The organism is Arthrobacter sulfonylureivorans, assembly GCF_047607445.1.
GTDB lineage: Bacteria > Actinomycetota > Actinomycetes > Actinomycetales > Micrococcaceae > Crystallibacter > Crystallibacter sulfonylureivorans_A.
The window spans coordinates 42,104-69,050 of the sequence record NZ_JBLKRT010000001.1 but is presented as its reverse complement, the minus strand read 5'-3'; the positions used below and the strand labels follow the sequence as shown (position 1 = coordinate 69,050).

The following is a 26,947-nucleotide window of genomic DNA, read 5'->3' as shown; positions in this document are numbered from 1 at the left end:
GGGACCTACATGCGTTCATCGTTCAGGCGTCTGGCGGCCACAGCCGGCCTGACCGCAGTCTTCCTTGCGCCGGCTTCACTGGCGCACGCCGTACCTCCGGTCGACTTTCCGCCGGGCGAGTTTGTGGTGGACCAAGCCGGCGTGCTGGGTGCCCGGACCGGTGAAGTCGAGGACGCCGTCCGCGAACTGCAGCAGTCTGAAGGCTTGAACGTCTTCATCGTGTACGTGGACGAGTTCACCGACCCGTCCGACCCGCAGCAATGGTTGAATGGCACCGCCGAGCTGAACTCATTCGACTCAGTGGACAGCGTGCTGACCGTTGCCGTCGACAGCCGCCAATACCTTTTCGAGTCTGCGCGCGGCAATCCCGCCAAGCCGCACGACCAGGAGATCGCCCAGTCAATCGGCCCCCTGCTAGGCCAGGAACAGTGGGCCGATGCCGCCCTCGCTGCGGTGGCCGGCGTCAAGGACGCTGCCACGGGCGGCGACGGGTCGGTGTCCTCCGGAGGAGGTATCTCGCTGGCTCCGGTGCTGCTGATCGGCGGCGTAGTGGTGGTGGGCGGCGGTGCGGCCCTGCTCTACACCCGTTCCAAGCGCAACAAGAAGCTCCAGCAGCAGCCGCAGCTGGTACCCGGCCCCGACGGCCGTCCGCTCGATCCGCATGATGCCATGTCCGTTGAAGATCTGCGGAAGAAGGCCGGGAGCCTGCTGGTGGCCGCGGACGACGCGATCAAGTCCAGCGAGCAGGAACTGGGCTTCGCCATGGCGCAGTACGGCGATGAAGCAGTGCAGCCATTCCGCCAGGACATCACGGCGGCCAAGTCCCACATGATGGAGTCGTTCAAGCTGCAGCAGCAGCTCGACGACCATATCCCGGACACCGAACAGGAGCAGCGCGCCTGGCTTGGCGACATCATCCGCCGGTGTGAAGCGGTCAATGATTCCCTGCAGGCGCACAAGGAAGACTTTGACGCGCTGCGGGAGCTGGAGAAAACCGCGCCGCAGGCACTTGAGCAGGCACGAGCTGCTGCCCGGGAAACCCGCAGCCGACTGGCTGACGGCACGGCGCGTCTGCAGGAGCTCCGCGCCCGCTACGCCGACACCGCGCTCCAACAGGTCGCCGACAACATCGACCAGGCCGGAGAGCGGCTGGATTTCGTTGAAAACGCAGCCACCACTGCACAGGGCAAGTTGGACGAGGGAGACCGCAGCGCCGCCGTGATCGCCGTGCGTGCCGCCGAGGAAAGCCTGCACCAGGCCAACATCCTGCTGGAGGCCATCGCCAAGACGGCCAAGGACCTCGACGACGCCCGGAACAGCATGGAACAGACCGTTTCCGATGCTGCACAGGACATTGCCCAGGCCAAAGCCATGATGGCGTCTGGGCAGCATCCCGAGCTGGCCGGTCCGGTGGCCGGTCTGGAAGCGGCTCTGTCCGCGGTGCAGCGGCAGGTCGCCGGAGGGCGCATCGACCCGATCATGATGGCGCAACGGCTTGAGGAGGCCATGGGCCCGCTGGATGCCTCGCTCTCCGGCATTCGGGACGCGCAGGACCGCAACCGGCGAGCCAGAGAGGCCCTGCAGCACGCCATCATGTCGGCGCAGGCGCAGATTTCCGGCACTTCCGATTACATCCAGGCCCGCCGCGGAGGGGTCCGGAGCGAAGCCCGCACCCGACTGGCCGAGGCCGAACGGAACCTGGACCATGCCCTGGCGATCGCTGACTCCGATCCGGAGCAGGCCCTGAATTACGCCCGGCAGGCCAACGCCCTGGCCCAGCAGGCCAGCCAGATGGCCCAACAGGACGTGGACGGCTTCGGCGGCATGGGCGGATTCGGCGGCGGCGGCATGTTCGGCGGCCGGGGCGGCGGTTTGGGCGGAGCCATCCTCGGCGGCATCTTGATCGATTCCATCCTGCACGGCGGCCACGGCTCGCACGGCGACGGCGGGATCTTCGGCGGCGGCGGAGGTGACGTTTTCGGAGGCGGCGGCTTCGGCGGTTTCGGCGGTGGCGGCGGCTTCGGCGGCGGCTTTGGCGGCGGTTTCGGTGGCGGAGACGGCGCCGGCGGCAGCTTCTAGACCAGACAGGCTGGGCAGCCAACCGGCTGCCCGGAAGGCAAACAGTTCGAGTAACCCAGATCGAAAGGCATCACCGTGGTAAAGCACTCCATTTTCGGCCGCATCGCACAACTGGCCAAGGCGAACATCAACTCACTGATCGACCAGGCCGAAGATCCGCAGAAAATGCTGGATCAGATGGTCCGCGACTACACGAACAACATCGCCGAAGCCGAAAGCGCCGTCGCGCAGACCATCGGCAACCTGCGGATGCTGCAGGACGACTACAACCAGGACCTCGAGAACGCCAACAGTTGGGGCAACAAGGCGTTGGCTGCCAGCCGGAAGGCTGACGAGTACCGTTCCGCGGGACAGGCAGCTGATGCCGAGAAGTTCGACAACCTTGCCAAGGTAGCGATCCAACGGCAGATTTCGTCTGAGAACGAAGCCAAGGGCGCCGAGCCGACCATCTCGTCACAAACCGAGATCGTTGAGAAGCTCAAGCAGGGTCTCAACCAGATGAAGTCAAAGCTCAATGAGTTGCAGAACAAGCGCGATGAACTGATCGCCCGTTCCAAGACTGTTCAGGCCCAGTCCCAGGTCCACGATGCGATCAAGAGCATCGATGTTTTGGACCCGACCAGCGAAGTTGGCCGATTCGAGGAAAAGATCCGCCGCGAAGAGGCGAAGGTGCGCGGCCAGGCCGAACTGGCTGCCTCCAGCCTGGATGCCCAGTTCGAGAGCCTGGAAGACCTCGGTGAGCAGACCGAAGTGGAGGCGCGGCTCGCCGCCCTGAAGGCCGGCAGCAGCACTGCGCCGTCGTCACTCGAGGCGGGCAAGGAAGCAACGTCCGAAACCTACTGATCCGCTAGCCGACGCGGACGCGATGAACGGCTCCGGCCGCGCCTGAAGAGGTGCGGCCGGAGCCGTTTAGTTTAGCGGCGAGGTTTCGCTGCCCGGAGGGAGCGGTGGTTTGCCGGGCGTCCGCGTTTGGCCGGGACATCCGGGGCCCGGCGGAGGGCTTTCGGATTGAAATGCCGCGGCCGGTGCTCGCCTTGCACCAGCGGGCCGGCCGGTTGTTCCCGCAGCCCCGCCTCTCCCCCGTCCTGCCTCGGCAGCGGTTGGCGGGAACGCCCGGTGGATACCGCCCGCGGTGTTGCTGCCGGCGATGCCGCAACTGACTCGACTGCCGCAACAGCAGTACGGTCGCGCGGCGACCCCCGCCGACCATCACGGGGCTGTGGCTTGCGCAGCAGGAGCCAGCCGGTCAGTGCCAGATAGGCAGCTGGGATCAGCCACACTGGAACGGCCTGGAGCACATCGGTCAGTGCCCCGTGGACGCCGTGTGCGGCGTCGATCAGCCGGTCTTCGACCTGGGTTCCGGCGGCGTCGCGCACGGCGAAGAAGGCGTAGTAGGCGGTGCCCAGGCCGGCGAGCAGGAGCAGGTAGTCTTGCGCTTTATCCAGCACGGATCCGGTGGCGGGCCATCGCCGCCCGGCGGCGCCACCCAGCCATGATGCGGCGGCGCAGAGAAGACCGAAGCCGGCGAGCAAGCCGAGGAGGTAGGCGGCGATTTCCACAGCGGCGGCGCCCGCACCGGTCCCCCGTTCTCCTTCCATTCTCGCCAGCAGCTCCGGAAGCTGCGGTGCCAATGAAGCCAGTCCGGTCACTGCTCCGGCCACTGCGAGGCCGGTCAGCCGGATGCGTGATCCACCAACCGGCGACGCCGCCTGCAGCAGCGGCACGCGGCCGCCCGCGACCAGGAAGGATGCCAGCAGCACGACCAGCATCCCGGTGCCGGCCGAGACATACGCCAAGGCGCCCGCCGCGTCCGCCGGGCCGCCCGGCACCGACAGCGCCAGCGAAAATGAGGCAGCATAGCCGCCGGTCAAGGCCAGCGCAGCGGCGGCAGACCAGCGCGTTCCGCCCGCCGTCGACTGGTCGGAGGCACGGGCGGCGACCATCGCGAGCCATACCGGCAAAAACAGCAGGCTGCATGGATTGAATAGGGCTGCTACTCCGGCGGCGAGGGCATAGCTGGGCACTGATTCAAACATGGGATAAACAGCGATCTTTCCAGGGGAAAATCGGAACGGGTGAAACCATTCTATCCGCCGTGCCCAGCCCAGTGATCCGGTACGGAAATGCTGCTGGGAATGCAAAGCCCCGTCCGAGGCGGCCTCGGACGGGGCTTTTGCATTTAGTTGCGGGGAGAGGATTTGAACCTCTGACCTCTGGGTTATGAGCCCAGCGAGCTACCGAACTGCTCCACCCCGCGGCGCAGTGAATACTCTACCGGCCGCGGGATGGTGAAGCAAATCGATCAATTGCCCTCGGTGGCCGGGGGCGACGGCTGCTCGGTTGCCCCGCCGGCGCCGTCCGGGGCGTTCCCCGAGATGGCGCCTTCGGCGTCGATCGCATCCTGGAGCGCCTGCTGCAAGCGCTTCTGGGCTTCGCCGTACGCTGCGAAGTCGCCCTTCGCCAGCGCTGCCTGCCCGTCCTGGATGGCGGTGCGGGCCGCTTGCAGCGCCGTCTGCAGCTTTTCCTCGGAGGTGGTCGTCGACGGAGCCTCCGGCGTCGCCGGTGTCTCGCCGACGTTGCCTTGGTCGCCGGTGGTGGCACCCGAGTCGCCTTGGAAGACCTGGTCCAGCGCTTCGGACAGCGTCGGGGCAAAGCCCACCGACTCGCCGAAGCTCACCAGCACCCGGCGCAGGATCGGGTAGGAGGACGCGCCCGAGGACTGGACGTAGACCGGCTGCACGTACAGCATGCCGCCGCCGACCGGAAGGCTGAGCAGGTTGCCGTTGATCACTTCGGACGCACCCTGGCGCAGCAGGTTCAGCGCCTGCGACACTTCGGTGTCCGAGTTGAACAGGTTCTGCGCCTGGCCGGGGCCGGGCACGGTGATGTCGCGCGGCATTTCCAGCAGCCGCATGGTGCCGTAGTCTTCCGCCTTCTCGCCGGCCTTACCGGTGCCGGCATCGGCGTTGACCGACAGGAATCCGTACAGCACGTTGCGGGCCGGCTGGCCCGGCGGCGTGAACGGGATGAACGGGGTGGTCAAGGAGAACGAGGCCTCGTCTTGGTTGGGCATCTTCAGCGACAGGTAATACGGCGGCTGCTTGATCGACGATCCCTCGCCCAGCGTCGGGTCCGCGGGAACGCTCCACGCGTCGGAGTTCTCGTAGAACTGGCCGACATCGGTCACGTGGTAGCGGGTCAGCAGTTCACGCTGCACCTTGAAAAGGTCTTCCGGGTAGCGGACGTGCGCCATCAGGTCGGCCGACATTTCGCTGTACGGCTTGATCGTCGTCGGGAAGACCTTCTCCCAGGCCTTGAGCAGCGGGTCGTGGTCATCCCACGCGTACAGATCCACCGACCCGTCGTAGGCGTCAACGGTTGCCTTGACGGAGTTGCGGATGTAGTTGACGTCCTCGGCCGGCAGGGCGACCGTGGCCCCTTCCCGGGTGGTCGAATCGGTCGTTGCCGATTCCAACTGCTGCGGGGTGGAGTACGGGAAAGCCTTGCTGGTGGTGTACGCGTCGACGATCCACTTCACCCTGCCGTCCACGATCGCCGGATAGGCGTTGCCGTCCACCGTCAGGTAGGGCGCCACCTTCTCGACACGTTCGCGGGGATTGCGGTCGTAGAGGATCTGGGATTCGGAGTTGACGGCGTCGGAAACCATCAGGTCGGTGGACTGGAACTTCAGGGCGTACACCAGCCGGTTGAACCAGTTGCCGATCCGCGGACCGCCGTCGCCGTCGAACGTATTCCGGGTGTCGGTTTCGGCATTGGCGCTCTGCGGCCTGTCGATCTCGATCGGGTTGCTGCCCTCGGGCGCGCCGACAATCGAATAGTCCGGCGACTTTTCGCCGAAATAGATCCTCGGCTCGTAGCTGGAGTCGTTGGCCAGCGCACCCTGGGTCGGGATGCCGGAGAGCAGGAAGGAGGGTTTCCCGTCGGGCTCGACCCTGGATCCGGCGGCGGCCACCACTCCATAGCCATGCGTGTACAGCAGGTGCTCGTTGACCCAGCCGGCAGGCACACCCGCGGTGTTCAGTTCACGGACCGCGATGACGGTGTCCTGCACCTCGCCGTCGATGTTGTAGCGGTCCACGTTGAGGGTCTTGTCGAACTGGTAGTACTGGCGGAACTGTTCCAGCTGGGCAAACGCGTCGGAAACCAGGTTCGGGTCCAGCAGGCGGATGTTCGCCGTGGTCTCGGCATCCGTGCGGAGCGCGCCGGCTTCGGCCTCCAACGTCGCCTTGTAGTTGGTGGACTCGATCTTATCCAGCCCGTACGCCAACTGGGTCAGCGCAATATTCCGTTGAATGTAATCGGCTTCCACCTTCTGCTCGTTGGGCTCCACCTGGAAACGCTGCACGATCCAGGGGTAGACGCCGCCGGCCAGAATGGCGGTCACGATGAGCATCGCGGTGCCGACGATCGGCAGGCGCCAACGTCCGACGAACGCCGAAACGATGAACAGGATGGCCACCAGCACGGCGGCGACAGCCAGGATGGCCTTGGTAGGAATCACCGCATGGACGTCCGTGTACAGCGCACCGGTCCACTTCCCGGCGTCCGACTGCACCGTGGCATACCGGTCCAGCCAGTAGTTGATGCCCTGCAGGATCAGGAAGAGCGCGGCGAAAACGGCCACATGGATCTTGGCAGCGGTGGACGCGAAGAAACCCTTGTCCTCCAGCCGGATGCCGCCGTAAAGGTAGTGGGTCAGCAGCCCGGCAATGCCGGCGATCAGCACGACGCTGATCAGGAAGCCGTTGATGAAACCCAGGAACGGCAGCGTGTTCATGTAGAAGCTGTAGTCCAGGAGGAACTGAGGATCGGCCTGGCCGAACGGCTGCTGGTTGAAGAACAGCAGCACGGTCTGCCACGCCGAGGCAGCCGCGGTGCCGGCGAAAGCACCGAGCACCACCGGGATGCCGATCATCAGCAGGCGGCGGACCGGCTCCAGCTGCTGCTGGTAGCGGTTCAGATTGTCCTGCAGCGAGCTGTCCGGCGCGTACACCGGGCGCGAACGGTAGGCGATCCGCAGGCTGAAGTAGACGGCAAGGCCCATGATCAGGAACGCCGCCAGGAAAATGGCAATCCTGGTGCCGTTTTCTTTGAGGAAGACTTCCAGATAGCCCAGCTGGTTGTACCAGAGGATGTCTGCGTAGATCTGGGAGAAGAAGACGAAGCCGATCACCAGGACCGCCACCACAATCAGGGTGGGTACCAGTGCGGAGCGTTTCTTGCCAGAATTGCTGGGCGGTGTTGGCCGGTCGCTGTAGGACCGGTCTTGTCCGAACGTCACTCGTTACCTCGTTGTTTGCGGGCTTAGCATCGCGGCGAACCCGCCGCTGCCGGGGATACACCCCCTAGTTACCACGAACGGACGTCTCGGAGGGTTCCTGCCCCATTCTGCCTTGTCAGCACCGGCCCGGGCGAACCGCGGCGGGGGTCAGCCCATGACTGTTGCCTGAATGTGACCGCCCGTCAGCTGAAACGAATCAGCTGCAGCCGGGCAGGGATGACGTGTCCCCGTCCTTGCCGGCCAGCGTGACGGCGTGGACGGCCTCGTCCAAAGTAGCCACCGAGACCACCTGCAGCCCGTCCGGAACATGGCCGGCCACCTCCGCGCAGTTGGCCTCCGGCGCCAGGAATACGGAAGCTCCGGCTTCTGCTGCGCCGACCAGTTTTTGCCGGATGCCGCCGATCGGTCCGACAGTGCCGTCGGCGTCGATGGTGCCGGTCCCGGCGAAGTGCTTGCCGCCGGTCATTTCCCCTTCGGTCAGGGTGTCGATGATGCCCAGCGCAAACATCATGCCGGCGCTGGGGCCGCCCACGTTGTCCAGTTGGATCTTGACCTGGAACGGGAAGTCGAACTCGGTGCCCAGCATGACGCCCAATTGGTACACGCCGTCGCCGCTTTCCTTCGGAGCGACGGCCACGGTTTCCTTCCGGCCGTCGCGCGTGATGCCCAGTTCCACCGGCGCACCTTCACTGGCATTGAGCTCATCGCGCAACACGTTGATACCGGTCACCGGCCGGCCGTTGACCGTCCGGATCGTGTCCTTGGCCTCCAGCTTCCCGGCTGCCGCGGCGTCCGGAGTGAAGTCGGCTACCGACAGGGTCTGTGAGTACTTCACATCCAGCTGCGTCAAAGCCGCCGCGATGGAAGACTCCTGCGACGACGCCATCAACGCAGCGTTCTGCTGTTGGATATCGTCCTGCGTCACGTCCGGCGGGTAGACCAGGTCGGTGGGCGCGACGCTACGCTGCGGGTTGAGCCAGGCGGCCAGGACCTGCAGCATGTTGACCTGCGAGTTGGGTCCGCCCTCCACGTACACCGTCGTGAGGTCCAGGGCGCCGGACGTCTTGTAGGTCTGATGGTCCGGGACCTCGATCAGCGGCGTCCCGGAGACTTCGCCAATGGTGTTGATCGCCGGGCCGGGCGTCTCGATGACATATCCCGCGGGCAGCGCCAGTCCCACCGCGCCGGTCACGACGGCCACGACGGCGGCGGCGGCCATGACCGGCCCCCTGCGTTCCCGGGGACGCGGCGCGACCGGCTGCTGGCCGGCGCCCTCGCCGGCCCAGCCGTCCATGCCCGGCTCAATGCCGTTGTTGGTGGACTGTGTCACCTGATGGTTTCCCTCTCGGAGCTCTCCGGATGCCTACTGACGCACTGCCGCCTGATGGCGCTGACGGTGCCTGCTCTAGCGTACGCCGTTGGCCCGGCATCGACGGCCCTGGGGCTGCTCGGCCTAGAGCGAACTGCCCGTCCTCCGCGCGACAAGGAATCCCGGCTGCCGGTAACGTGGGAGTGACGCAACATCCCGGGCATAGTCGCCGCTGCCTCCGCGGCAGCCGCTGCGGCCCGTGCCCGTTCCAACCCCTCGAGGACCGGTGGTAGTGATGACCCCCAAGCAGCCAGATGACGACGCGCAGGATCCGCTGTCGGAAATGTTCGCCCGGCTCTTCGGCGGTCAGGCAGGGGACGTGGATCCCGCAGCTATGGCCAAGGCCGCAGGCCTGCCTTCCGACCCCAATGCGCTGGCCCAGATGTTCCAGCAGGTCCAAGCCATGATGAGCGCCCCGTCGGAGGGGCCCGTCAACTGGAAACTTGCCCACGAAAACGCCCGCAAGGTGGCAGCCTCGGACAGCGACCCTTCGGTATCCGCACAGCAGAGCCGCGCGATTGACGAGGCGCTCCGTTTGGCGGAGATGTGGCTCGATCCCGCCACGACCATTCCCGGCACGGGAGTGATTGGCCGGGCATGGTCCCGAGCCGAATGGGTCGAGGCGACGTTGCCCACCTGGAAGCGGCTGACCGAGCCGGTTGCCAACAGCATCGCGTTTGCGTTGACCTCGGCGCTCACCGAGCAGGTGCCGGAAGAGATGAAGCAGATGCTCGGCGGGGCGCACTCCATGCTGCAAAACCTGGGCGGCGCGATGTTCGGAATGCAGCTGGGCCAGGCTGTCGGCGCGCTGGCCAAGGATGTGGTCAGTTCCAGCGACATCGGCGTTCCGCTGGTGGAGGGAAAGATGGCCCTGCTCCCGGCCAACGTCAAGTCCTTTGGTGAAGGGCTGGACATCCCCGCGCAGGACGTACTGCTCTTCCTGGCCATCCGGGAAGCGGCCCACACCCGGTTGTTCACGCACGTTCCCTGGCTGTCCGGCTACCTGCTGGGCGCGATCGAAAGCTACGCGCGCGGCATCCACATCGATATGAGCCGGATCGAGGAAGTCGCCCGCAACATCGATCCCAGCAATCCCGAGTCCATGCAGCAGGCGCTCTCGCAGGGCGTTTTCATGCCGCAGCGCACCCCGGAACAGGACGCCGCGCTGATCAAGCTGGAAACAGCCCTCGCGTTGGTCGAGGGCTGGGTGGATGAGCTCACCGCCAGCGCCGCGGCCAACCTGCCCTCGGCCCCGGCGCTGCGGGAAACGGTCCGGCGGCGCCGTGCCACCGGAGGCCCGGCCGAACACGCGTTCGCGGCCTTGGTGGGCCTGGAGCTGCGGCCCCGCCGGTTGCGCGACGCTGCAGCGCTCTGGGCTGCGCTGAAGGAGGAACGCGGGATCGAGGGACGCGACGACGTCTGGAACCACCCTGACCTGCTGCCGACGCCCGAGGATCTGGACGACCCGGCCGGCTTCAGCGCCCGTCGGAAACTGCTGGACGCCTCGGAAGCCGAAGTCGATGAGGCACTGCAGAAACTCTTGAGCGGCGGATTCGACGAGCAGCCGGATGACGGCGGTTCCCCGGACCAGGGCGGATCCTCCGACGGGGAGGATGACGGTTCGGAGGACGGCCCGGACAACTCCGGCAACGGCGACCGCAGCTAGCTAGCGCTCTCGTCGGCGCCGTCGAGAACGTCGCCGTCGCCACAGCTAGCTGTCGCTCTCGCTCTCGCCGTCCAGCACGTCGCCGTCGTCGTCCTGCAGGCCGCGGCCCATCGCAAAGGCTGCGCCGGAGAGGAAGGCCTTGGCCCGTTCCAACTGGGGGTAGGGCTGCAGCAGCCCCCAGAAGCGCGGGCCGTGTCCTGCCTCCAGCAGGTGCGCAAGCTCGTGCAGGATCACATAGTCCACCACCCACGCGGGCATCTCTTTGATCTTGTCCGAAATGCGGATGGTGCCGCGGGCCGGCGTGGCCGAGCCCCAGCGGTCGTTCTGGTTGGACACCCAGCGGATGCTTTCCGGCACGGCGTCGCCGGCCAAGTAGCGCTCCGACAGCTCTGCCGCGCGGCGGGCCAGCTCGGCGTCGTTGGCTGCAGTCCGGCCCGCCGGACGTGCCGTGCGGGTCTCGAGTTTGGCCAGCATCCGCCGCACCCACTCCTGCTCCTGCGCCTGGCTAAAGTGCCCGGGAATGGAGATCACTGCCGCCCCGTCCCGCCATGCGGCCGAGACCGTCCGGCGCCTCCGCGCGGAGCGTTTGACCACCACGGGCGCACCGCTGGATGTGGTCAACGACACACGCTCTCCGGCGCCGGCCACCAGCGGCACCGGCCGTGAGGTTGCTGCTGAACCGCGGGATTTCTGCGTCTGTTCTGCTCGGGACATGCGTTGAGGTTACCGGGTGCTTCCGACCGGCCGCATCCGCCCAGCGCTCCAGCCCCGTTTTCTGTGGATAACCATCCGGCAACGGCGAGCGCCGTGCCAGCATGGACTATCAGTTCACTCCCGGTCAGGGGACAAAGGAGGCGCCATGGCTCGGCTGAAGCTCAATCCCGGCCTGCGCATGGTCGAAATCGCAGCCGGCAGTGTGCAGTTCGGTCTAGGCGACGGCGGTCTGGTGCTCGAAGGAACCGGGGAAACGGACCGGCGCTTCCTGCGCCGGCTGCGTCAGGGTTTCGACTCGGCAGAACTGGACGCAGTGCGCACGGAGTGTGGCCTGGCGGCCGAACGGGCCACGACGCTGCTGGCGGCGCTGGCTCCGGTGCTGGTGCCGGATTCCGGCGGCGAACGCTTGTCCGGTTTGCGCGCAGACCGGTTGGCACCGGACTCCCGCCACTGGTCTGCCGTCTACTCGGCCGACAGCGAGGGATTGCTGGCCGCACGGAGCCGCTGCGTGGTGCAGATCATCGGGCTGGGTCGCACCGGTTCAGCGTTGGCCACAGCCCTGACGGCCGCCGGCGTGGGCACGCTTCTACTGGAGGACCCGGCGGTGGTAGGCCCGGCGGACGTGGGCTCGGGCGCCTTCCGGATCACCGACATCGGGCTGTCCAGAGGACAGGCTGTAAGGCGAACGGCGCGCCAGATCGATCCGACGGTCGCCTGCCATCTCTTGCCGGGCTCGACCGCGGAGCAAGGCGCCGCAGGCATCTTTCCGCGGGCGCTCAACCTGGCCATCTACCTCGACCGCGACGTGGCAGACCCTCGGGTTTCGGCCGCGCTGATGAGCCGGGGCCACCCGCACCTGAGCGTCCTGGTCCGCGAACACGACACCTTGATCGGACCGCTGGTGGTCCCGGGTCACACCAGCTGCCTCGGTTGTGTGGAACAGCACCGAACGGATGCCGATCCGGCGTGGCCGGAGGTCGTTGCCCGGCTGACCGGCACGCCGGGCAAAGCGGCCGGCCGGATTTCCGCCGACGAGGTCTCCCAGTCGGTAGCGGCCGCCGGTTTGGCGGCCCACCAGGCCCTGCTGTTCCTGGACGGACGGAACCAACCGGGCAGCTTTTCCGCCGTCCTCAAGCTCGAAAGCGGCGACGGCACCGTGTCCCGGCACGCCTATCCCCCGCACCCGGGCTGCGGCTGCGTACTGGCGGTTGCATCCTGACACCGGCAGGCAGGAACCGCGGCAGGGGCCGACAGGCTCAGTTCGCGGCGAGAATCCGCAGCACGTCTTCGCCGTAGCGCTCCAGTTTGGCGGGCCCCACGCCGGCCAGCTTGGACAGCTCGGGGAGCGACTGCGGCCTGGCCTCGGCGATCGCCACCAGAGTGGCGTCGGTGAAGATTACGAAAGCCGGCATCGACGCGCTGCTGGCGGTGTCTTTGCGCCACTCGCGCAGCGCCTCGAACGTCGACTCCTCGTAGGTGGGCGGACAGTTGTGGCACCTGCCGACTTTGCGCTCCGCACCGCTGCCCAGCAGGGTCCCGCACACCCGGCAAACCGCCGGGGCGGCCTGCTTGCGGCGGGCCGGGCGCTGGCCGGCGACGCTGCGCACCGAGGATGACGATGCCGGGCGCAGCCCGTCCAGGAACCGGGACGGCTTGCGGTTCGCGCGGCCGCCCGGAGTCCGGGCCAGCGACCAGGACAGTGCCAGATGCTGGCGGGCACGGGTGATGCCGACGTAGAGCAGGCGGCGTTCTTCATCCACGGCCTCATCGGTATCGGCGAAGGAGATCGGCATCAGTCCCTCGCTGAGGCCGACCAGGAACACCGCGTCCCATTCCAGGCCCTTGGCAGAGTGCAGCGATGCGAGGGTAACGCCTTGCACCGTGGGAGCGTGCTGTGCCGCCGCGCGTTCATCCAGCTCGGCGACAAAGTCCAGCATGGTGAACACGCCGCCGGCCGCCGAACCGCGGGCTGCGTCCAGCTCATCGGCCAGCCCCACCAGCGCGGCCAATGATTCCCAGCGCTCACGCACTGCCCCGCCGGCCTGCGGAGCTTCGCGGGTATAGCCCAGGTTCGCCAGCACATCGCGGACCAGTTGCGGCACCGGCTCGGTTCCCGCAGCACGGGAGGAGGCGCGCAGCTGCAGGATCGCATCGCGGACCTCCCGGCGCTGGAAGAACCGCTCGCCGCCGCGCAGCTGATAGCCGATGCCGGCACTCGCCAGCGCCTGCTCGTAAGCCTGCGACTGGCCATTGGTACGGAAAAGCACCGCAATCTGGGCGGCCGCAACACCGTCGTCGAGCAGACCGCGGATGCGGGTGGCCACCTGCGCCGCTTCTGCCTCGTCGTCGGCGCATTCGGTGAAGGAGGGCTCCGGTCCCGCCGCGCGCTGGGCGATCAGTTCCAGCGGCGTCGGCCAGCTGTCCCCGCCGCGGGACGGCTGCCGGGTACGGGCGGCCAACAGCGAATTGGCCAGCTGCACCACCTGGGGTGTCGAACGGTAGTCCCGGACCAGCTTCACCACATCGGCGCCGGGGAAGCGTTTGGTGAACTCCAGCAGATGCCGCGAGGTCGCGCCCGTGAAGGAGTAAATGGTCTGGCTGGCGTCGCCGACCACGCACAGTTCGTCGCGGTCACCCAACCAGAGATCCAGCATCCGCTGCTGCAGCGGCGAGACGTCCTGGTATTCATCCACCACGAAGTGCCGGTACTGGTCCCGTACAGCGGCGGCGACCTTCGCGTCCTCCTGCAGGATCCCCACGGTGATCAGCAGGACATCCTCAAAGTCGATGATGTTCCGGTCCGTTTTGACGTCCTCGTAGGCCTGGTAGAGCCGCGCCACCGTGGTCTGGTCGTAGCCTGCCGGCGCCGCACGCCCGGCCGCCCGGCGAACGTAGCTCTCCGGCGTGAGCATGGAGACCTTGGCCCACTCGATTTCGGCGGCGAGGTCGCGGATGGCGGCCCGGTCCGTGGTCAGCCGCAACCGCCGTGCCGCTTCGGCGATCACGTTCGCTTTGTGGTCCAGCAAACCGGGCAGCGGACCGCCGACCGCCTGCGGCCAGAAGAACTGCAACTGGCGCAGTGCCGCAGCGTGGAATGTCCGGGCCTGTACGCCGCCGACGCCCAGGTCACGCAGCCGCGTCCGCATTTCGGCAGCCGCCCGGGCGGTGAAGGTCACCGCCAGCACCCGCTGCGGCTGATACACCCCGGTGTGCACGCCGTAGGCGATCCGGTGGGTAATCGCCCGGGTTTTGCCGGTGCCCGCACCCGCGAGGACGCACAACGGGCCGGCCAGACTGGTGGCCACCTGCCGCTGTTCCTCGTCCAGTCCGGTCAGAATCTGTTCCTCGAGGCTGCCCTCCGGGCGGGGCACCGCCGCCGCAGCGTTCACTGCCCAGCCTGCGGCAGTTCGCCGCCGTACCAGTGCTCGATCAGCGCCCGCGCAATGGAGATGCCGCTGGCAACCTGGACCTCGTCGGCCTCCAGCGCGGCGGCCAGTTCCGCACGGCTGAACCAGCGTGTGTCCAGGATCTCCACCCCGTCCGGTACCGAAACTGCGTTGGTTGCCACGGCGGTGAAACCGATCATCAACGACGCCGGGAACGGCCACGGCTGGGATCCAAGATATGTGGGCGAATGCACCACGACGCCGGACTCCTCCTCAATCTCCCGCACCACCGCTGCCTCCAGCGACTCCCCGGGCTCCACGAATCCGGCCAAAGTGGAATACCGGCTGGCCGGCCACGCGCTGTTGCGGCCCAGCAGCAGCCGGTCGTCCTCGTCAATCACCGAGACGATGATCGCGGGGTCGGTGCGCGGGAAGTGCTGGCTGTCGTCGGCGGGGCAGCTGCGAACCCAGCCGCCTTGCTCGATTTCCGTACGCTTCCCGCAGCGCGGACAGTGCGTGTGCGTCAGATGCCAATTGGAAATGGCCAGGGCTTCCACGAACAGCCCGGCGTCCTGGGCCGAGAGCTCCGCTGCCACATCGCGCAGGCTCAGCCACTCGCCGTCGTACGCCTCCAGTTCCGCGCCTTCGGGCAGCACGGACAGCACAATCTCGGTGCCGACCGGTACGTCCGCCCCTTCCACCGCCCGGCCCAGGTAGACGGACAGCTCGGTGGCGGCCCGTTCACGGCTCGGGAGCAGCGCGATCCGGCCGCCGCGAACCAGCGTTTTGCCGTTTGCGATAAGCATCACATAGGTGCTGTCACTGCCCCAGATACCGTCCAGCAGGCCGGGATGGCTGCGCCGTTCGCAACCGCGGTCCATTGTGGTGCGCGCCAGCATCAACTGGCCCAGCGGCGGGAACCCGGCGGAGGCGGTGCTAAGACTCATGCATCTACCGTACTCACCGCGGGGCCCGGATCGTTATTCGGACAGCGGCTTCTGTGGAATGCGCGACGGCGGTGGGTTCGGGTGCAGCCTGCGTCACCGTTCCGGCGACTCGCCGCGGCCGTGGACAGGCTGCCGGTACCGGTTGCACGTACGGTGGACTACGTGAGAAAGACACCTCTGGAGCTGGCGGCGATAGCCAGCGCGGCCGTACCCGGGTTGACGCCCACGGGCGTTGCCGGCTTGCCAGACGATGCTGCGGATTTCCAGTCCGCCGTGCTCACCGACTCGGCCGGCAAGCGGTGGCGGGTACGTTCGCCCAAGCACGCCGAGGCCAGCATGCGGCTGGAAACGGAGCTGCTGGTGCTCCGCGCCTTCTCCCCTGCCATCCGTGCAGAGCTGCCCTTCCAGGTGCCCACTGTCGCCGGAACCGTGCAACAGACCGAACTGCGCACGTTTGTCTACAACCACGTGCCCGGCAGCACCCTCGGGCTGGAGGCGCTGGTCGCCTCCGGTGCCTCCGTTCCGGTGTCGATCGGACGGGCAACCGCCGGCATCCACGATCTGCCGCCGTCCATGGTCGACGCCGCCGACCTGCCCAGTTACACCGCGGACCAGTTCCGCCAGCGCAAGCTCAACGAATTGGACCAGGCCGCCACCACCGGCAAAATACCGCCCGCGCTGCTGCGCCGCTGGGAGCACGCCCTGGAAGACGTGGCCCTGTGGAAGTTCAACCCGTGCGTGGTGCACGGTGACCTGCATGAAGACAACCTGCTGGTCCATGACGGCAGTGTCTCTTCGGTGACCGGTTGGACCGACCTGCGCATCGGCGATCCGGCCGACGACTTTGCCTGGCTGGTGGCCGTGCACGAGCAGTCGTTCGCCGACGTCGTGCTGGAGTCCTACCGGAAGTACCGCAAGGATCCGGTGGACCCGCACTTGATGCGCCGGGCAGCGCTGGCCGCTGAATTCGCCTTGGCGCAGTGGCTGGTCCGAGGTCTGGCAGCGGACGACCAGGCCATGGTGGATGAAGCCGTGGAGATGCTGAACGAGCTCGAATCGGACGTTGCCGAGCACGGCGGCCAGCCCATCAGCGTCACCGCTCCCCCGCCACCCGCCGTTCCCCCGACTATCCTCGCGGCGGCGCCGCAGATTGCAGAGGCCTCCGCGGGCACCGCCGGCGCGGCGAGCGCTGCTCCCGCGGCCATCCCGGAGGGCGGCAACTCAACCGGCGCCGCTAAGGACAGGGTTGGGGAATCCGGTTCCGCGAACGAGGATTCCGCAGCTGAGGGCGGGACTCCCGCCACCGTTGGCGGTCCCCGCGTGCACCTTTCCAACGGCGCAGGTCACGGGAAGGTCACCTTGCTCCCGGTTGAGGAACCGGCTGCCGACGCCGTTGCGTCGTCAGCACCCACGGGCTTGCCCGCCAGCCAGGGTCCAGCCGGCCACGCTCCGGTCGCCGCCCCTCCGGCTGACGTGGCTTCGGCTGGCCACGCGCCGTCCGGGCACACGCCGTCCGGCCAGGAGAGCGGCGCTCCAGAGAGCAACAGCCCGGAAAACGGCGCTTCCGAGAACAACAGTCCGGAGAACAACGGCCCGGCAGCATCCCCCGACCGGGAAGATGCCCCGGAAACCGGCCCCGCGTCGGCCGATACCACCGCCTTGCCGGTCATCAACCAGCAGTGACCGGCGCTGCGGCAGCTGTCGCCGCGACCGCCGGACAGGGCTTCTAGGCGTAGGCCCGTAGCACGGCCGCTTCCAGTTCCTCTTCACCGGCGAGGTCGTGCGGTCTCACCAGCTTGTCCTGGGGCACGTAGTAGAACGCGGCCTTGACCTGGTCCAGATCGATACCCTGCAGCCTGGCCCACGCGAGCCGGTAGACAGCCAGCTGCACCGACTTGACGGCCAGCTGCCGGCCTGTCGGCGCCGTGCCGGTCTTCCAGTCAATAAGGTCCCAGCAGCCGTCGGCATCGCGGAAGACCGCGTCGATGCGCCCTCGCACCACCACGTCGCCGACCCGGGTCTCCACGGGTACCTCGATGGCAGTCGGCACCCGGTCGGCCCATTCGGAGTTCTTGAACGTTGTGATCAGCCCGTCCAGGTCGTACGCTTCGTCGACGTAGGAATCGGCGGCCCCCGGATACTCCTCGAGGTCCAACATTCCGGTGGCACCGAAGAATTCCTCGATCCAGCCGTGGAAGGCCGTGCCCTTCCTGGCTGCCATGCCGGGCTTGCGCGGCACCGGGCGGCGCAGGCGCCGTGTGACTTCGTCCGGATCGTCGGCCAGATCCACCAGCAACGACGCCGAGATGTGCGCGGGCAACTGCACTTCTCCCGCCGTTGGCGCGGCATTATGCCGCTCCAGGAGCAGCCTGGCTTCGTGCGCCCACGCCGAATCCGCGGGAGGCGTGCGGTCCTGTGCGAGCGATTCGAGAACCGACTGGGCTGCTTGTTCCATCGCCGCGCGGCGGCCGGCACGTTGCCGCTGCGGGACTCCATTGCGGTAGATCCGCGGCCCTTCCAGTGGGTCGTAGGGCCACAGTGCCGCTTCCACTTTGGCGCGGAACGGATTCTCCGGCCCAAGATCCTCGTCCTGCACCCACTGCGCCACCTGCACCGTGCCGGGTTCGCTCTGCGATAACTCGTGCAGTTCGGCCAGAAAGACGGAGGTTGCCGTCGGCTTTACCTTGCTGCCGGACCAGCCGGCGGAACTGCAGACCAGCAGGTGCTTGGCGCGGGTGTAGGCCACGTAGGCCAGCCGGCGCTCTTCATCTTCACCGTGTGCTTGGACCTCCGCCTTGTAATCCGCTTCCGCGTTCAACCAGGACAGCTGGTCCGGCTGGTCGGTGTCCCACTGGGGCAGATCGGAGCGGTCGCCGCGCAACGGCCAGGGCAGCGCGGCGTGGCCGCTGCTCCACCGGCTGTCCGACGACGAGGGGAAAGCGCCGTCGTTGAGCCCGGGCACGAAGACCGCATCCCACTCCAGCCCCTTGGACGCGTGGACGGTGAGCAACTGCACGGCATCATGCCGCACATCCACCTGGGCCATGTCCAGGCCGCCTTCCTCGGCGGCGGCGGCCTCCAGCCAGGCGAGGAAGGCGAGCAGGTCAACGCGTTGTGAGGTCTGCATGAATGCAGCCGCAGCGTCATGGAAAGCATCAAGATTGCGCCGCGCCTGGTGGATGCTCTGGCCGGGTTTGGAGGCGACCTCGATGTCCAGCAACATGGTGCGCTCCACTTCACCCAACAGCAGTGTCAGGTCATCGCCGATGAAGCTGCGCAGGTAGCGGACCTCGTCCGCCAGACGTGCCAGCCGCTCGAGCGCGGCTGGCGTCAACGAGCGTCCATAGCGGGAGGTCCACCCCGGCCTGGGCAGCCGGTCGAGGGCCTCGACCAGGGACGCAGACTCGGCCAGATCGTGTTCGACGACGGTTTCCGTTGCCCCCTCATCGCGGTCCAACTCCGGAGCTTCGCCGGCCCGGACGGCGCTCAGGCGCTGGCGCTCCAGGTAGCGCGACCAGTCGGCCAAGGCCATGAGGTCGGCGGGGCCGATCCGCCATCGGGCACCGGCCAGCAGCCGCATCAGTGCATCGGAGCGTCCCGGATCTGCCAGCACCCGCAGCGTGGCCACGAGGTCCACGATGTCCGGCTGGGCCAACAGTCCGGCCAGCCCGACAATTTCGTACGGAATGCCCCGTTCCTCCAGGGCCTTGGCGATCCCGGGGATTTGGGCCCGCCGCCGGCACAAAACCGCGGCGCTGACCTGCTCCGCCCGGCCGGTTTCCGGGTCCCGGGCGAAGACCGTCTTCCTCGCACGTTCGATCGCGTCGGCAACGGCATTGGTTTCGTCCGCCTCCGTCGCGTACCGCCCCAGCACCACCGTCCCTTCCGTGGCTCCGGGCCGGGGGCGCAGCGGCGGGACAGTGATCCGGCCGGGACGCGGCCGGTTCGGGTCTTCGCTGTTCAGCGGCGAGGAAATCCGGTTGGCCATCCGCAGGATGTTTTCGCTGTTGCGCCAAGCCACGGTCAGGAAGCCGGCCGGAGCAGGGGCACGGCGTCCGTCGTCGTCCACCAGCGGGAATTGCTCTTGGAAAGCGAAGAGTTGGCCGGCTGAAGCACCGCGGAAGCCATATATGGATTGGTTGGGGTCCCCCACCGCGGTCACGGCGTGACCGTCGCCGAACAGTTCGGAGAACAACACCATCTGCGCGTGCGAGGTGTCCTGGAATTCGTCCAGCAACACCACCTTGTAGCGGCTGCGTTCGAGCTCGCGGGCCTGCGGCACTTCCCGGGCGATGCGCGCAGCCAGCGAGACCAGGTCGCCGTAGTCCAGGACACCGCGTTCCCGCTTGGCGCGGTTGTACGCGCCGGCGAGGCCCGCCACGGTGATCCGTGTCCGCAGCCGGTCCAGCAGTTTCCGCACGTCCTGCTTGGCCGGCCTGGTGCTGCCGTCCACATAAGGGAGGGCGGCTATCCGCTCCACCTCCGCCGTCAGGTAGTCGGCCGCCTGCTCAGGGGTCACCAGATGCTCCGAGCATTCTCCGGCGAACTGCATGACGGAGCCGACCAGCGTCGACTTGGCGGCCGCCAGGTGCTCGATCGGGCCGTCGTAGGCTTCCACAACGTGGCTGGCCAGTTGCCAGGACTGCGCCGTGCCCAGCAAGACCACGTCGCGTTCGATGCCCAGACGCAGCCCGTAGTCGCTGACCAGGCCGTTGGCGTATGAGTGGTAGGTGGAGACTTTGGGCTCCACGAACCCGGCGGCGTTGTCCGGCTCCTGCGGCAGCAGCCCCTTGCGGTCCAGCCTGGCCAGCTGGGCGCGGATCCGGGCGGCAAGTTCCCCGGCGGCCTTGCGGGTGAAGGTGACGCCGAGGATTTCGTCCGGCCGGACGAGTCCGTTGGCCACGAGCCAGACGACGCGGTCGGCCATGGTGGCCGTCTTGCCGGAACCGGCGCCGGCTATGACCAGCAGCGGCTGCATCGGGGAACTGATGATGGCGGACTGTTCCTCGGTGGGAAGATGCTGGCCCAGCGAACCGGCAAGTTCTTCCGGGGTGTACGTGGTGGTGACCGATCCGATGCTCACTCGGTGACCTGCTTTCCTTCTGCGCACAGCGGGCAAATTTCCGGTGCCCGGCAGCCGTGGCCGCCATTCCGGGACCGCTGCGGGTCGTGCCGGGCTTCAAATTGCGCGGCAGACATCAGTGCCGCCGCCTCATGGATCATCGGCGTAGCCCAGTCTTCGCCGTCGGACAGGCTGTCCTGCTGCTGGACCTTGACCGTTTTCAGGTCCTGGCCGAGTTGGACCAGGGACGCCCCGCCGGGGGCCGGTTGTTGCCCGGAAAAACCACCGGCCTGCACCGCCGCCTGGTAGCTTCCGAGCTGTGGGTGCCGTTCCAGGTCCGCTTTCGTCGGGGCAGAACGGCCCGTTTTCAGGTCCACAATATGTAGCCGCCCGTCGGCGTCCAGCTCCAAACGGTCCACTTGTCCGCGCAGTCTGGCCACACGCTCGGGCCCCTGCAAATCGACGGAGAAGTCCTGCTCGACGCCGACCAAGCTCCGGCCTTCCACCCGCATCTGGACCACGTACTGGGCAAGTCTGCGGACCATGCCTTCGGCCCGTTTAAAGTCCAACTGGCCTTCCCAGTTTTCCTTCATGCCCAACTGCGGCCAGCGGCGGACCAGTTCCGCCACGTATTCGGTCCCCGTGCCGTCGGGAAAGTCCTGGGCAATCCCGTGGACCAGCGTGCCCAGGCTGCGGGCGAAATCGGTGGCAGCCTCGCCCCCGGCGGCCTGGATGAACCAGTCCAGCGGGGACTTTTGGACGGCCTCCACCTTCGACGGGGACACCGGGACAGGTTCACCTTCCGGCACCACCGGTGCTGTGCTGCTCAAGGGCAACAGTCCCCACCAGTCGCGGGGATGCGCCCCGGGCACCGGTACCGGACTGGCAGCCAGCATGGCGAGGACGGCCGCAGCGTCGGCAGCCTGTTCCGGACGGTCCGTTGCCTGCTGGGCGGCCTGGCGGAGTTCCGCGGCCAAGGCCCGCACGGTGCGCGGCCGGAGTACTTCTGTGAGCGGGCGCGGAGTCTCCGGGTCCAGCCAAGGATCAACCAGGTCCAGAAACTGGGACGGCTGGGCATCTTCTGACTGGACTGCCGTGCAAATCAACCGGCGTTCGGCGCGGGAGATGGCGGTGGAGAAGCTGCGTAATTCGTCGTACCGGATCTCGCGCAGCCGGGCCACCGCGTCGATCCGCCGTGCTTCCTCGACGCCGTGCTCCAAGACGTCGACGAACTGGGTGCTGCCCAACAGTTCACCGCGCAGCCTGGTGTTCGGCCACACTCCCTCCTGGACGCCTGCGACGATGACCAGCGGCCAGCCGCGTCCAGCTGCCGAGGCGGGAGTGAGCAGTTCGACCGCTTCCCGCACTTGTGCCCGCGGCGCCAGGTTGTCCATCGGCAGTTCCTGGTTGAGCAGGTACTCCAGGAACTGCCGTGGGCTAGAGCCGGGGAGCTGGTCAACATACCGTTCGGCTGTCTGGAACAACGCCATCATTGCGTCGAGATCCCGGTCGGCCCGCACCCCGGCCGGCCCGCCTTGCAGCGCCTGTGCAGCCCAGCGGTCCGCCAGCCCGGCTGTGGACCACAAGGCCCACAGCACCGTCTCCGCGTTGGCCCCCGGCGCGGCCGCTGCCTCCCGGCCGGCCTGCAGCATGCGGGACACCCTGCGTGCGGCCCCGCCTTCGCTTCCGAGGGTGCTGAGGAATGCAGCGTCGCCCAGGGCCTCCACGAGCAGCGCATCGCTGGAGCGGCCCCCGCCGCCCAGCAACTCTTCACGCCGCAGGGCCTGGCGAAGGCGACGCAGGTCGATCGCCGTGGCTCCCCCGAGCCGGGAGGTCAGCAGTGAGACCGCGCTGTCAGCGGTGAGCAGGTCCGGGTCCAGCGCCATGGCCAACGCGTCCAGCAACGGCCGGACTGCGGCTTCATCGCGCACAGCGGTTTCTGCCACCGGAACTTTCACCGCGATGTCCTGCCCCGTGAGATAGCGGGCCAGGGCGGAGAGCTGGCCGCCGGTCCGGACGATCACGGCCATCTCACTGAGCCTGTACCCCTCGAACAACCGGGCTTCCAGGATCCGTTGGGCCACATAGCGGTGCTCGTGGACGGGCGAAGCCACCACATGCGCACTGGCGGACGGAGCTCCGGCCCGCAGCGGGGCGCCGGGGGCGGCTCCGGCAGCGGCTTCGGCAGCGGCTTCGGCGTGTGCCCTCGGCGCTGGATGGACGAGTTCGCGGGCGCGGTGGGCGCCGGCAACCTGGGAGATCCTGACCGCGGTGGATTGCCAGGCGGCGGCGACCGCCGGCACCATCCGGTGCGAGGTGGTCAAGACCAGTGTCCGCAGCGGTTTCCCCCGGGTGCCGAGGAGCCCTGGAAGTTTGCCAATCACGTCGGGCCGGGCGCCACGGAACCCCTGGACGACCGTGTCCGGCGAGGCGGCGAGCAGGGCGTCCTGTCCCTCGACGAGCAACGCCAGCAGCTCGAAGACGGCGGGATTGGCTTCCTGCAGGTCATCCGCGAGGATCAGCTGCAGCCGGCTGCGCTCCCGCTCGAGGAGGCCCGGATGCTCCAGCAACAGCTGGCGGGCCGAGGTAATGATGCCGGCCGGGTCGAAGGCCTCGGGCATCCGGAGGTCGATCAGATCCCGGTATTCGCGGTACAGCCGTGCCGCCGCGGTCCAGTCCGGGCGGCCGCACTCGGCGCCCAGGAGTTCCAGCTGCGCGGCGGTGCTGCCATACTCGGTCAACCGGTCGAAAAGCTGGCGGATCTCCTGCCGGAAGCCGCGGGTAGCCAGCGCCTGCTGCAGGTCTTCCGGCCAGCCCGCCCCTTGGCCATATCCCGCACGGTGGCCGGCCAGCAGCTCGGCGATGATCTGGTCCTGTTCCGGCCCGGACAGAAGCCGGGGCGCCCGCTCCACCAGCGGAAGCAGCCCCTCCATCCGGGCCCGGCGGATCAGGTCAAAGGCGTACGCTGACCAGGTTCTGGCCGGGGACGTGCCCAGGCTGCGGTCCAGCCGCGCCGTCAGGGCATCCCGCAGTCGCGAGGCAGCCAGCCGGTTGGGGGCCATGAAGAGCAGTCCCGCCGGGTCCAACCCGGTCTCCTGCACCCGCCGAACCGCATGCTCCACCAGGGCGGTGGTCTTCCCTGTACCAGGACCGCCGAGCACCAGCACCGGGCCGCAGCCGGCAGGCAGGCCGATGACGTCGCCCTGGTCGGCACTCGGCAGCGGGGCACCGGCAGAGGTGGCTTCGGGCCGCACCAGCTTCAACCCCGCCGGTGGCTTCGTCTCCATCATGCGCCCATCCCATCAGTCGGCTCGGACACTTTGCGCCGCAGCCGCTCGATCGCTGCCAAATCTTCGGGCCGGGGCATCCAGCGGGCCTGGGCCATCCGGACCTTCGCCGGCCCGGCGTCCGGCTCCGCCAGCGGTGTCCCCTCCCGGCGGTAGTGCGCCACGGCCCGCGCCATCAGCTCATCGGGCAACGAACCATCGGCACGGATGATGCGCCACCACGGAGCGGCATCCCCATGCAGGGACATGATCCTGCCGACCAACCGGGGCCCGCCCGCATCAAGCAGCTCGGCCACGTCGCCGTACGACAGCACGCAGCCGCGCGGCACGATCGCTGCGAGGTCCAGGACCGCCTCTACTACCGCTTCCCGCATTACACCATTGTAATTTGATCCGCCCGGAGTGCCCTCCCCAAGCCTCGAAGGCCAACGCCGGTTTTCCTACGCGCCGCTGCGCCTCCCGGATTTCGTCCGACCCGGCGGCTACGGTTACCGGCATGAACAGCTGGCATGAACGCCCCCGGGCCGCATTCGATCTGGAAACCACTGGCCGCGATCCGCATACTGCCCGGATCGTCACGGCTTCCCTGGTTGTGGTCGGCGAGGCGGGACGTCCCGTGCAGGAGCGCGAGTGGCTGGTGGACCCCGGCGTCGACATTCCCGCCGAAGCCGCAGCGATCCACGGGATCAGCACGGAGCGGGCACGCGCCGAAGGCCTCGACGCGGCCGCCGCCACGGCAGGGATTGCCGAGTCGTTGGCAGCGCTCTTTGACGCCGGCATTCCGGTCATGGCCTTTAACGCCGCCTACGATTTCACTGTGCTGGCCAACGAATGCTCGCGCTACGGCCTCGCAGCCCCCACGGCAGCTCCGGTGATTGATCCGTTTATCCTGGACAAGCAGATGGACCGCTACCGGCGGGGGAAACGCACCCTGGTAGCGCTGTGCGAGCTTTACGGGGTGCGCTTGGAGGCTGCCCACACGTCGGCGGCGGACGCCCTGGCAACCATCGGGGTCGCGGATGCCCTCGCGAGCCGCTATGCAGGATTGTGCATTGACGCCGTCGAACTGCATGAACGGCAAATCGGCTGGTGCGCCCAACAGGCAGCCAGCTTTCAGGAATGGTTGCGGCGCACTGATCCGGAAGCAGTCGTGGACGGCGCCTGGCCCGTCCGCTTGATGCCCGTGGCCGTTTGAGGAACCCCCGGCCTGAAACCCTGTGGCACCCACGGGCCACCCTTCTGTCAACTTCGGGTCGCCGTGTGACGCAACCTCTTGTCGAATTCCGGCGAACTGGCGCGGCTGTCATAATTAAGACTTGGCGCCGACGCGTGCTATGGCGTCCGCCAATGCTTCCTGACTTCAATTCCCCGAGGTTCCATGATCACCGTTACCGACCTGCGCAAGGTCTACCGCCAGGGCAACCGCGAGGTGGTAGCCCTGGACGGCGTCAGCCTGTCCGTTCCCAAGGGGTCCATCCACGGCATCGTCGGCCATTCGGGTGCCGGCAAGTCCACCCTGGTGCGCTGCCTTACCCTGCTGGACAGCCCGACGTCGGGCTCCGTGTCGATCAACGGGGCGGAACTGAGCGCTGCCCGGGACGCCGACCTGAGGACGGCCCGGCGCCGCATCGGGATGATCTTCCAACATGCCAACCTGATGGACTCGCGCACCGCTGCCCAGAACGTGGCGCATCCGCTGGAAATCGTCAGGACGCCCAAAGCGGCGATCCGTTCCAAGGTGGCCGAACTGCTCAAGTTGGTCGGGCTCGAGGGGTTTGAGAACGCCTACCCGTCCCAGCTCTCCGGCGGCCAGCGCCAGCGCGTCGGCATTGCCCGCGCCCTCGCCTCTGATCCGGACGTCCTGCTCTGTGATGAGCCCACCTCGGCACTGGACCCGAAGACCACCGATGAAATCCTGACGCTGATCCACGACCTCACGCAGCGGCTACAGCTCACCGTGCTGGTGATCACGCACGAGATGCAGGTCATCAAGCGCATTTGCGACTCGGTCTCGCTCCTGGAGGCGGGCCGAATCGTCGAACATGGTCCGCTGCGCGATGTGGCGGCGAACCTCGGCGGCCGCCTGTCGACGACGCTGCTGCCACTGCCGCCGGCCGAAACAAACGGCAGCGGCACGGTGTTGGAGATCCTGTATTCAGGCGACAGCGCGTCGGAACCGGTCCTCACCGGCGCCGCGCGCGCCTTCGGCATGGACCTGAATGTCCTGGCCGGCAGTGTGGAGTCGTTGGCCGGCACCCAGTTCGGCCACCTGCGCATCCAGTTGCCGGCCGGCGCGGACACCGCGTCCTTGTCCCGACACCTGACCGGCCAGGGCGTTGCCGTACGCGTCGTCCAGGAAGAGACAGCATGAACTTTATCGACGAACTGATGACCAACCCGGCCCTCACCAACGCCCTGCCCAAGGCCCTCGGCGAAACCTTGCTGATGGTGGGTGTCTCGGGCGTCTTTGTCCTGCTGATCGGGCTGCCGCTGGGCATCTTCCTCTACACGAGTGCCCCGGGGGGCCTACGGCCCATGCGGGTCACCAATCGGATTGTGTCCGACGTCATCGTGAATATCACCAGGTCCATCCCCTTCGCCATCCTGATGATCGCGTTGATCCCGCTGGCCCGGGCGATCACCGGAACCTCGATCGGCGCTCTGGCAGCCTGTGTCTCGCTGACCATCGGCACCGTGCCGTTCTTCGCCCGCTTGGTGGAAACCGCTCTGCGGGATGTCAGCTCCGGCAAGATCGATGCCGCGATGGTGATGGGCTCCACCCGGCTGCAGATCGTCGCCAAGGTGCTGGTACCCGAAGCGTTGCCCGGGCTGGTAGCCGCCTTGACGACGACGTTGGTCACCTTGGTGGGCTACTCCGCCATGGCGGGCCTCACCGGCGGCGGCGGCCTCGGCCAGCTCGCTTACAACTACGGCTTCCAGCGTTTCGACACCACCGTCATGCTGGTCACGATCGTGATCATGGTGGTCCTCGTCCAGCTGATCCAGTGGATCGGCGACGCCTCGGCCAGGCGGGTGGACCACCGCAGCGCGGCCACCGCGGGCACCAAAAAACGGCGCCACGAGCCGGTCGCCGCTGTCTGAACGGTCACCCGTCAGTTCGGGGACAACGCTGTC

General features: G+C 67.7%; 17 protein-coding genes and 1 tRNA gene. 8 read left to right on the top strand and 10 right to left on the bottom strand.

The window, feature by feature from the left end; all coding sequences use genetic code 11:
- Positions 1 to 9 precede the first annotated feature (9 nt).
- Both ACMX2H_RS00300 and ACMX2H_RS00295 read left to right on the top strand, forming a co-directional pair.
- Positions 10 to 2,079, top strand: a complete 2,070-nt coding sequence (locus ACMX2H_RS00300) for a TPM domain-containing protein (RefSeq protein WP_414958424.1) — start codon at positions 10 to 12, stop codon at positions 2,077 to 2,079.
- A gap of 75 nt (positions 2,080 to 2,154) precedes the next feature.
- A complete protein-coding gene (locus ACMX2H_RS00295; RefSeq protein ID WP_414958423.1) occupies positions 2,155 to 2,922 on the top strand; it encodes a PspA/IM30 family protein in 768 nt (255 codons plus the stop codon).
- Positions 2,923 to 2,993: 71 nt separating this feature from the next.
- On the opposite strand, the gene ACMX2H_RS00290 is transcribed toward ACMX2H_RS00295, so the two are convergent.
- The 4 genes from ACMX2H_RS00290 to ACMX2H_RS00275 form a co-directional block, all read right to left on the bottom strand.
- Positions 2,994 to 4,115, bottom strand: a complete 1,122-nt coding sequence (locus tag ACMX2H_RS00290) for a hypothetical protein (RefSeq protein ID WP_414958422.1) — start codon at positions 4,113 to 4,115, stop codon at positions 2,994 to 2,996.
- Between the two features lie 147 nt (positions 4,116 to 4,262).
- Positions 4,263 to 4,336: transfer RNA gene (locus ACMX2H_RS00285), tRNA-Met, on the bottom strand.
- Positions 4,337 to 4,381: 45 nt separating this feature from the next.
- Positions 4,382 to 7,381 carry a UPF0182 family membrane protein gene (locus ACMX2H_RS00280; RefSeq protein WP_414958421.1) on the bottom strand — a complete coding sequence of 1,000 codons (3,000 nt, stop codon included), beginning with the start codon at positions 7,379 to 7,381 and terminating at the stop codon, positions 4,382 to 4,384.
- A 196-nt stretch (positions 7,382 to 7,577) separates the two neighbouring features.
- Positions 7,578 to 8,711 (bottom strand): YlbL family protein, encoded by a 1,134-nt coding sequence (locus ACMX2H_RS00275; RefSeq protein WP_414958420.1) that lies wholly within the window; start codon positions 8,709 to 8,711, stop codon positions 7,578 to 7,580.
- A 274-nt stretch (positions 8,712 to 8,985) separates the two neighbouring features.
- Between ACMX2H_RS00275 and ACMX2H_RS00270 the strand changes: the two genes are divergently transcribed.
- Complete coding sequence (locus tag ACMX2H_RS00270; RefSeq protein WP_414958567.1) at positions 8,986 to 10,416, top strand: zinc-dependent metalloprotease; 1,431 nt, start codon at positions 8,986 to 8,988, stop codon at positions 10,414 to 10,416.
- Positions 10,417 to 10,461: 45 nt separating this feature from the next.
- On the opposite strand, the gene ACMX2H_RS00265 is transcribed toward ACMX2H_RS00270, so the two are convergent.
- A complete protein-coding gene (locus ACMX2H_RS00265) occupies positions 10,462 to 11,130 on the bottom strand; it encodes a M48 metallopeptidase family protein (RefSeq protein WP_414958419.1) in 669 nt (222 codons plus the stop codon).
- Positions 11,131 to 11,275: 145 nt separating this feature from the next.
- On the opposite strand from ACMX2H_RS00265, the gene ACMX2H_RS00260 reads away from it, so the two are divergent.
- Positions 11,276 to 12,349, top strand: a complete 1,074-nt coding sequence (locus ACMX2H_RS00260; protein ID WP_414958418.1) for a TOMM precursor leader peptide-binding protein — start codon at positions 11,276 to 11,278, stop codon at positions 12,347 to 12,349.
- 37 nt (positions 12,350 to 12,386) lie between these two features.
- Here the strand turns inward: ACMX2H_RS00260 and ACMX2H_RS00255 are convergent, their stop codons facing one another.
- Positions 12,387 to 14,519 carry an ATP-dependent DNA helicase UvrD2 gene (locus ACMX2H_RS00255; protein ID WP_414958417.1) on the bottom strand — a complete coding sequence of 711 codons (2,133 nt, stop codon included), beginning with the start codon at positions 14,517 to 14,519 and terminating at the stop codon, positions 12,387 to 12,389.
- Positions 14,516 to 15,463 (bottom strand): NAD(+) diphosphatase, encoded by a 948-nt coding sequence (gene nudC, locus ACMX2H_RS00250; protein ID WP_414958416.1) that lies wholly within the window; start codon positions 15,461 to 15,463, stop codon positions 14,516 to 14,518. Before nudC ends, ACMX2H_RS00255 begins: the two co-directional genes overlap by 4 nt.
- Positions 15,464 to 15,625: 162 nt before the next feature.
- Between nudC and ACMX2H_RS00245 the strand changes: the two genes are divergently transcribed.
- Positions 15,626 to 17,146 carry a macrolide 2'-phosphotransferase gene (locus ACMX2H_RS00245; protein WP_414958415.1) on the top strand — a complete coding sequence of 507 codons (1,521 nt, stop codon included), beginning with the start codon at positions 15,626 to 15,628 and terminating at the stop codon, positions 17,144 to 17,146.
- A gap of 43 nt (positions 17,147 to 17,189) precedes the next feature.
- Here ACMX2H_RS00245 and ACMX2H_RS00240 read toward each other — a convergent pair whose 3' ends face one another.
- From ACMX2H_RS00240 to ACMX2H_RS00230, 3 genes are read right to left on the bottom strand one after another with little or no spacing between them, the layout of a single operon-like run.
- On the bottom strand, positions 17,190 to 20,546 hold the full coding sequence (locus tag ACMX2H_RS00240) for an ATP-dependent helicase (RefSeq protein WP_414958414.1): 3,357 nt from the start codon (positions 20,544 to 20,546) through the stop codon (positions 17,190 to 17,192).
- On the bottom strand, positions 20,543 to 23,815 hold the full coding sequence (locus ACMX2H_RS00235) for an ATP-dependent helicase (RefSeq protein WP_414958413.1): 3,273 nt from the start codon (positions 23,813 to 23,815) through the stop codon (positions 20,543 to 20,545). Before ACMX2H_RS00235 ends, ACMX2H_RS00240 begins: the two co-directional genes overlap by 4 nt.
- Entirely contained in the window at positions 23,812 to 24,186 is a 375-nt protein-coding gene (locus ACMX2H_RS00230; protein WP_414958412.1) for an MGMT family protein, read from the bottom strand. Before ACMX2H_RS00230 ends, ACMX2H_RS00235 begins: the two co-directional genes overlap by 4 nt.
- Before the next feature lie 122 nt (positions 24,187 to 24,308).
- Between ACMX2H_RS00230 and ACMX2H_RS00225 the strand changes: the two genes are divergently transcribed.
- From ACMX2H_RS00225 to ACMX2H_RS00215, 3 genes are all read left to right on the top strand, one after another.
- Positions 24,309 to 25,007: a 3'-5' exonuclease gene (locus ACMX2H_RS00225; RefSeq protein ID WP_414958411.1), complete on the top strand. Its 699-nt coding sequence runs from the start codon at positions 24,309 to 24,311 to the stop codon at positions 25,005 to 25,007.
- A 183-nt stretch (positions 25,008 to 25,190) separates the two neighbouring features.
- Positions 25,191 to 26,183 carry a methionine ABC transporter ATP-binding protein gene (locus ACMX2H_RS00220; RefSeq protein ID WP_414958410.1) on the top strand — a complete coding sequence of 331 codons (993 nt, stop codon included), beginning with the start codon at positions 25,191 to 25,193 and terminating at the stop codon, positions 26,181 to 26,183.
- On the top strand, positions 26,180 to 26,914 hold the full coding sequence (locus ACMX2H_RS00215; protein WP_414958409.1) for a methionine ABC transporter permease: 735 nt from the start codon (positions 26,180 to 26,182) through the stop codon (positions 26,912 to 26,914). The genes ACMX2H_RS00220 and ACMX2H_RS00215 overlap by 4 nt, the downstream gene beginning before the upstream one ends.
- Positions 26,915 to 26,947: the final 33 nt, after the last annotated feature.

Coding starts and splice junctions, on each gene's coding strand:
- ACMX2H_RS00300 (WP_414958424.1), top strand. CDS start 10: ATGCGTTCATCGTTCAGGCGTCTGGCGGCCACAGCCGGCCTGACCGCA.
- ACMX2H_RS00290 (WP_414958422.1), bottom strand. CDS start 4,115: ATGTTTGAATCAGTGCCCAGCTATGCCCTCGCCGCCGGAGTAGCAGCC.
- ACMX2H_RS00270 (WP_414958567.1), top strand. CDS start 8,986: ATGACCCCCAAGCAGCCAGATGACGACGCGCAGGATCCGCTGTCGGAA.
- ACMX2H_RS00265 (WP_414958419.1), bottom strand. CDS start 11,130: ATGTCCCGAGCAGAACAGACGCAGAAATCCCGCGGTTCAGCAGCAACC.
- ACMX2H_RS00260 (WP_414958418.1), top strand. CDS start 11,276: ATGGCTCGGCTGAAGCTCAATCCCGGCCTGCGCATGGTCGAAATCGCA.
- nudC (WP_414958416.1), bottom strand. CDS start 15,463: ATGAGTCTTAGCACCGCCTCCGCCGGGTTCCCGCCGCTGGGCCAGTTG.
- ACMX2H_RS00235 (WP_414958413.1), bottom strand. CDS start 23,815: ATGATGGAGACGAAGCCACCGGCGGGGTTGAAGCTGGTGCGGCCCGAA.
- ACMX2H_RS00230 (WP_414958412.1), bottom strand. CDS start 24,186: ATGCGGGAAGCGGTAGTAGAGGCGGTCCTGGACCTCGCAGCGATCGTG.
- ACMX2H_RS00225 (WP_414958411.1), top strand. CDS start 24,309: ATGAACAGCTGGCATGAACGCCCCCGGGCCGCATTCGATCTGGAAACC.
- ACMX2H_RS00220 (WP_414958410.1), top strand. CDS start 25,191: ATGATCACCGTTACCGACCTGCGCAAGGTCTACCGCCAGGGCAACCGC.
- ACMX2H_RS00215 (WP_414958409.1), top strand. CDS start 26,180: ATGAACTTTATCGACGAACTGATGACCAACCCGGCCCTCACCAACGCC.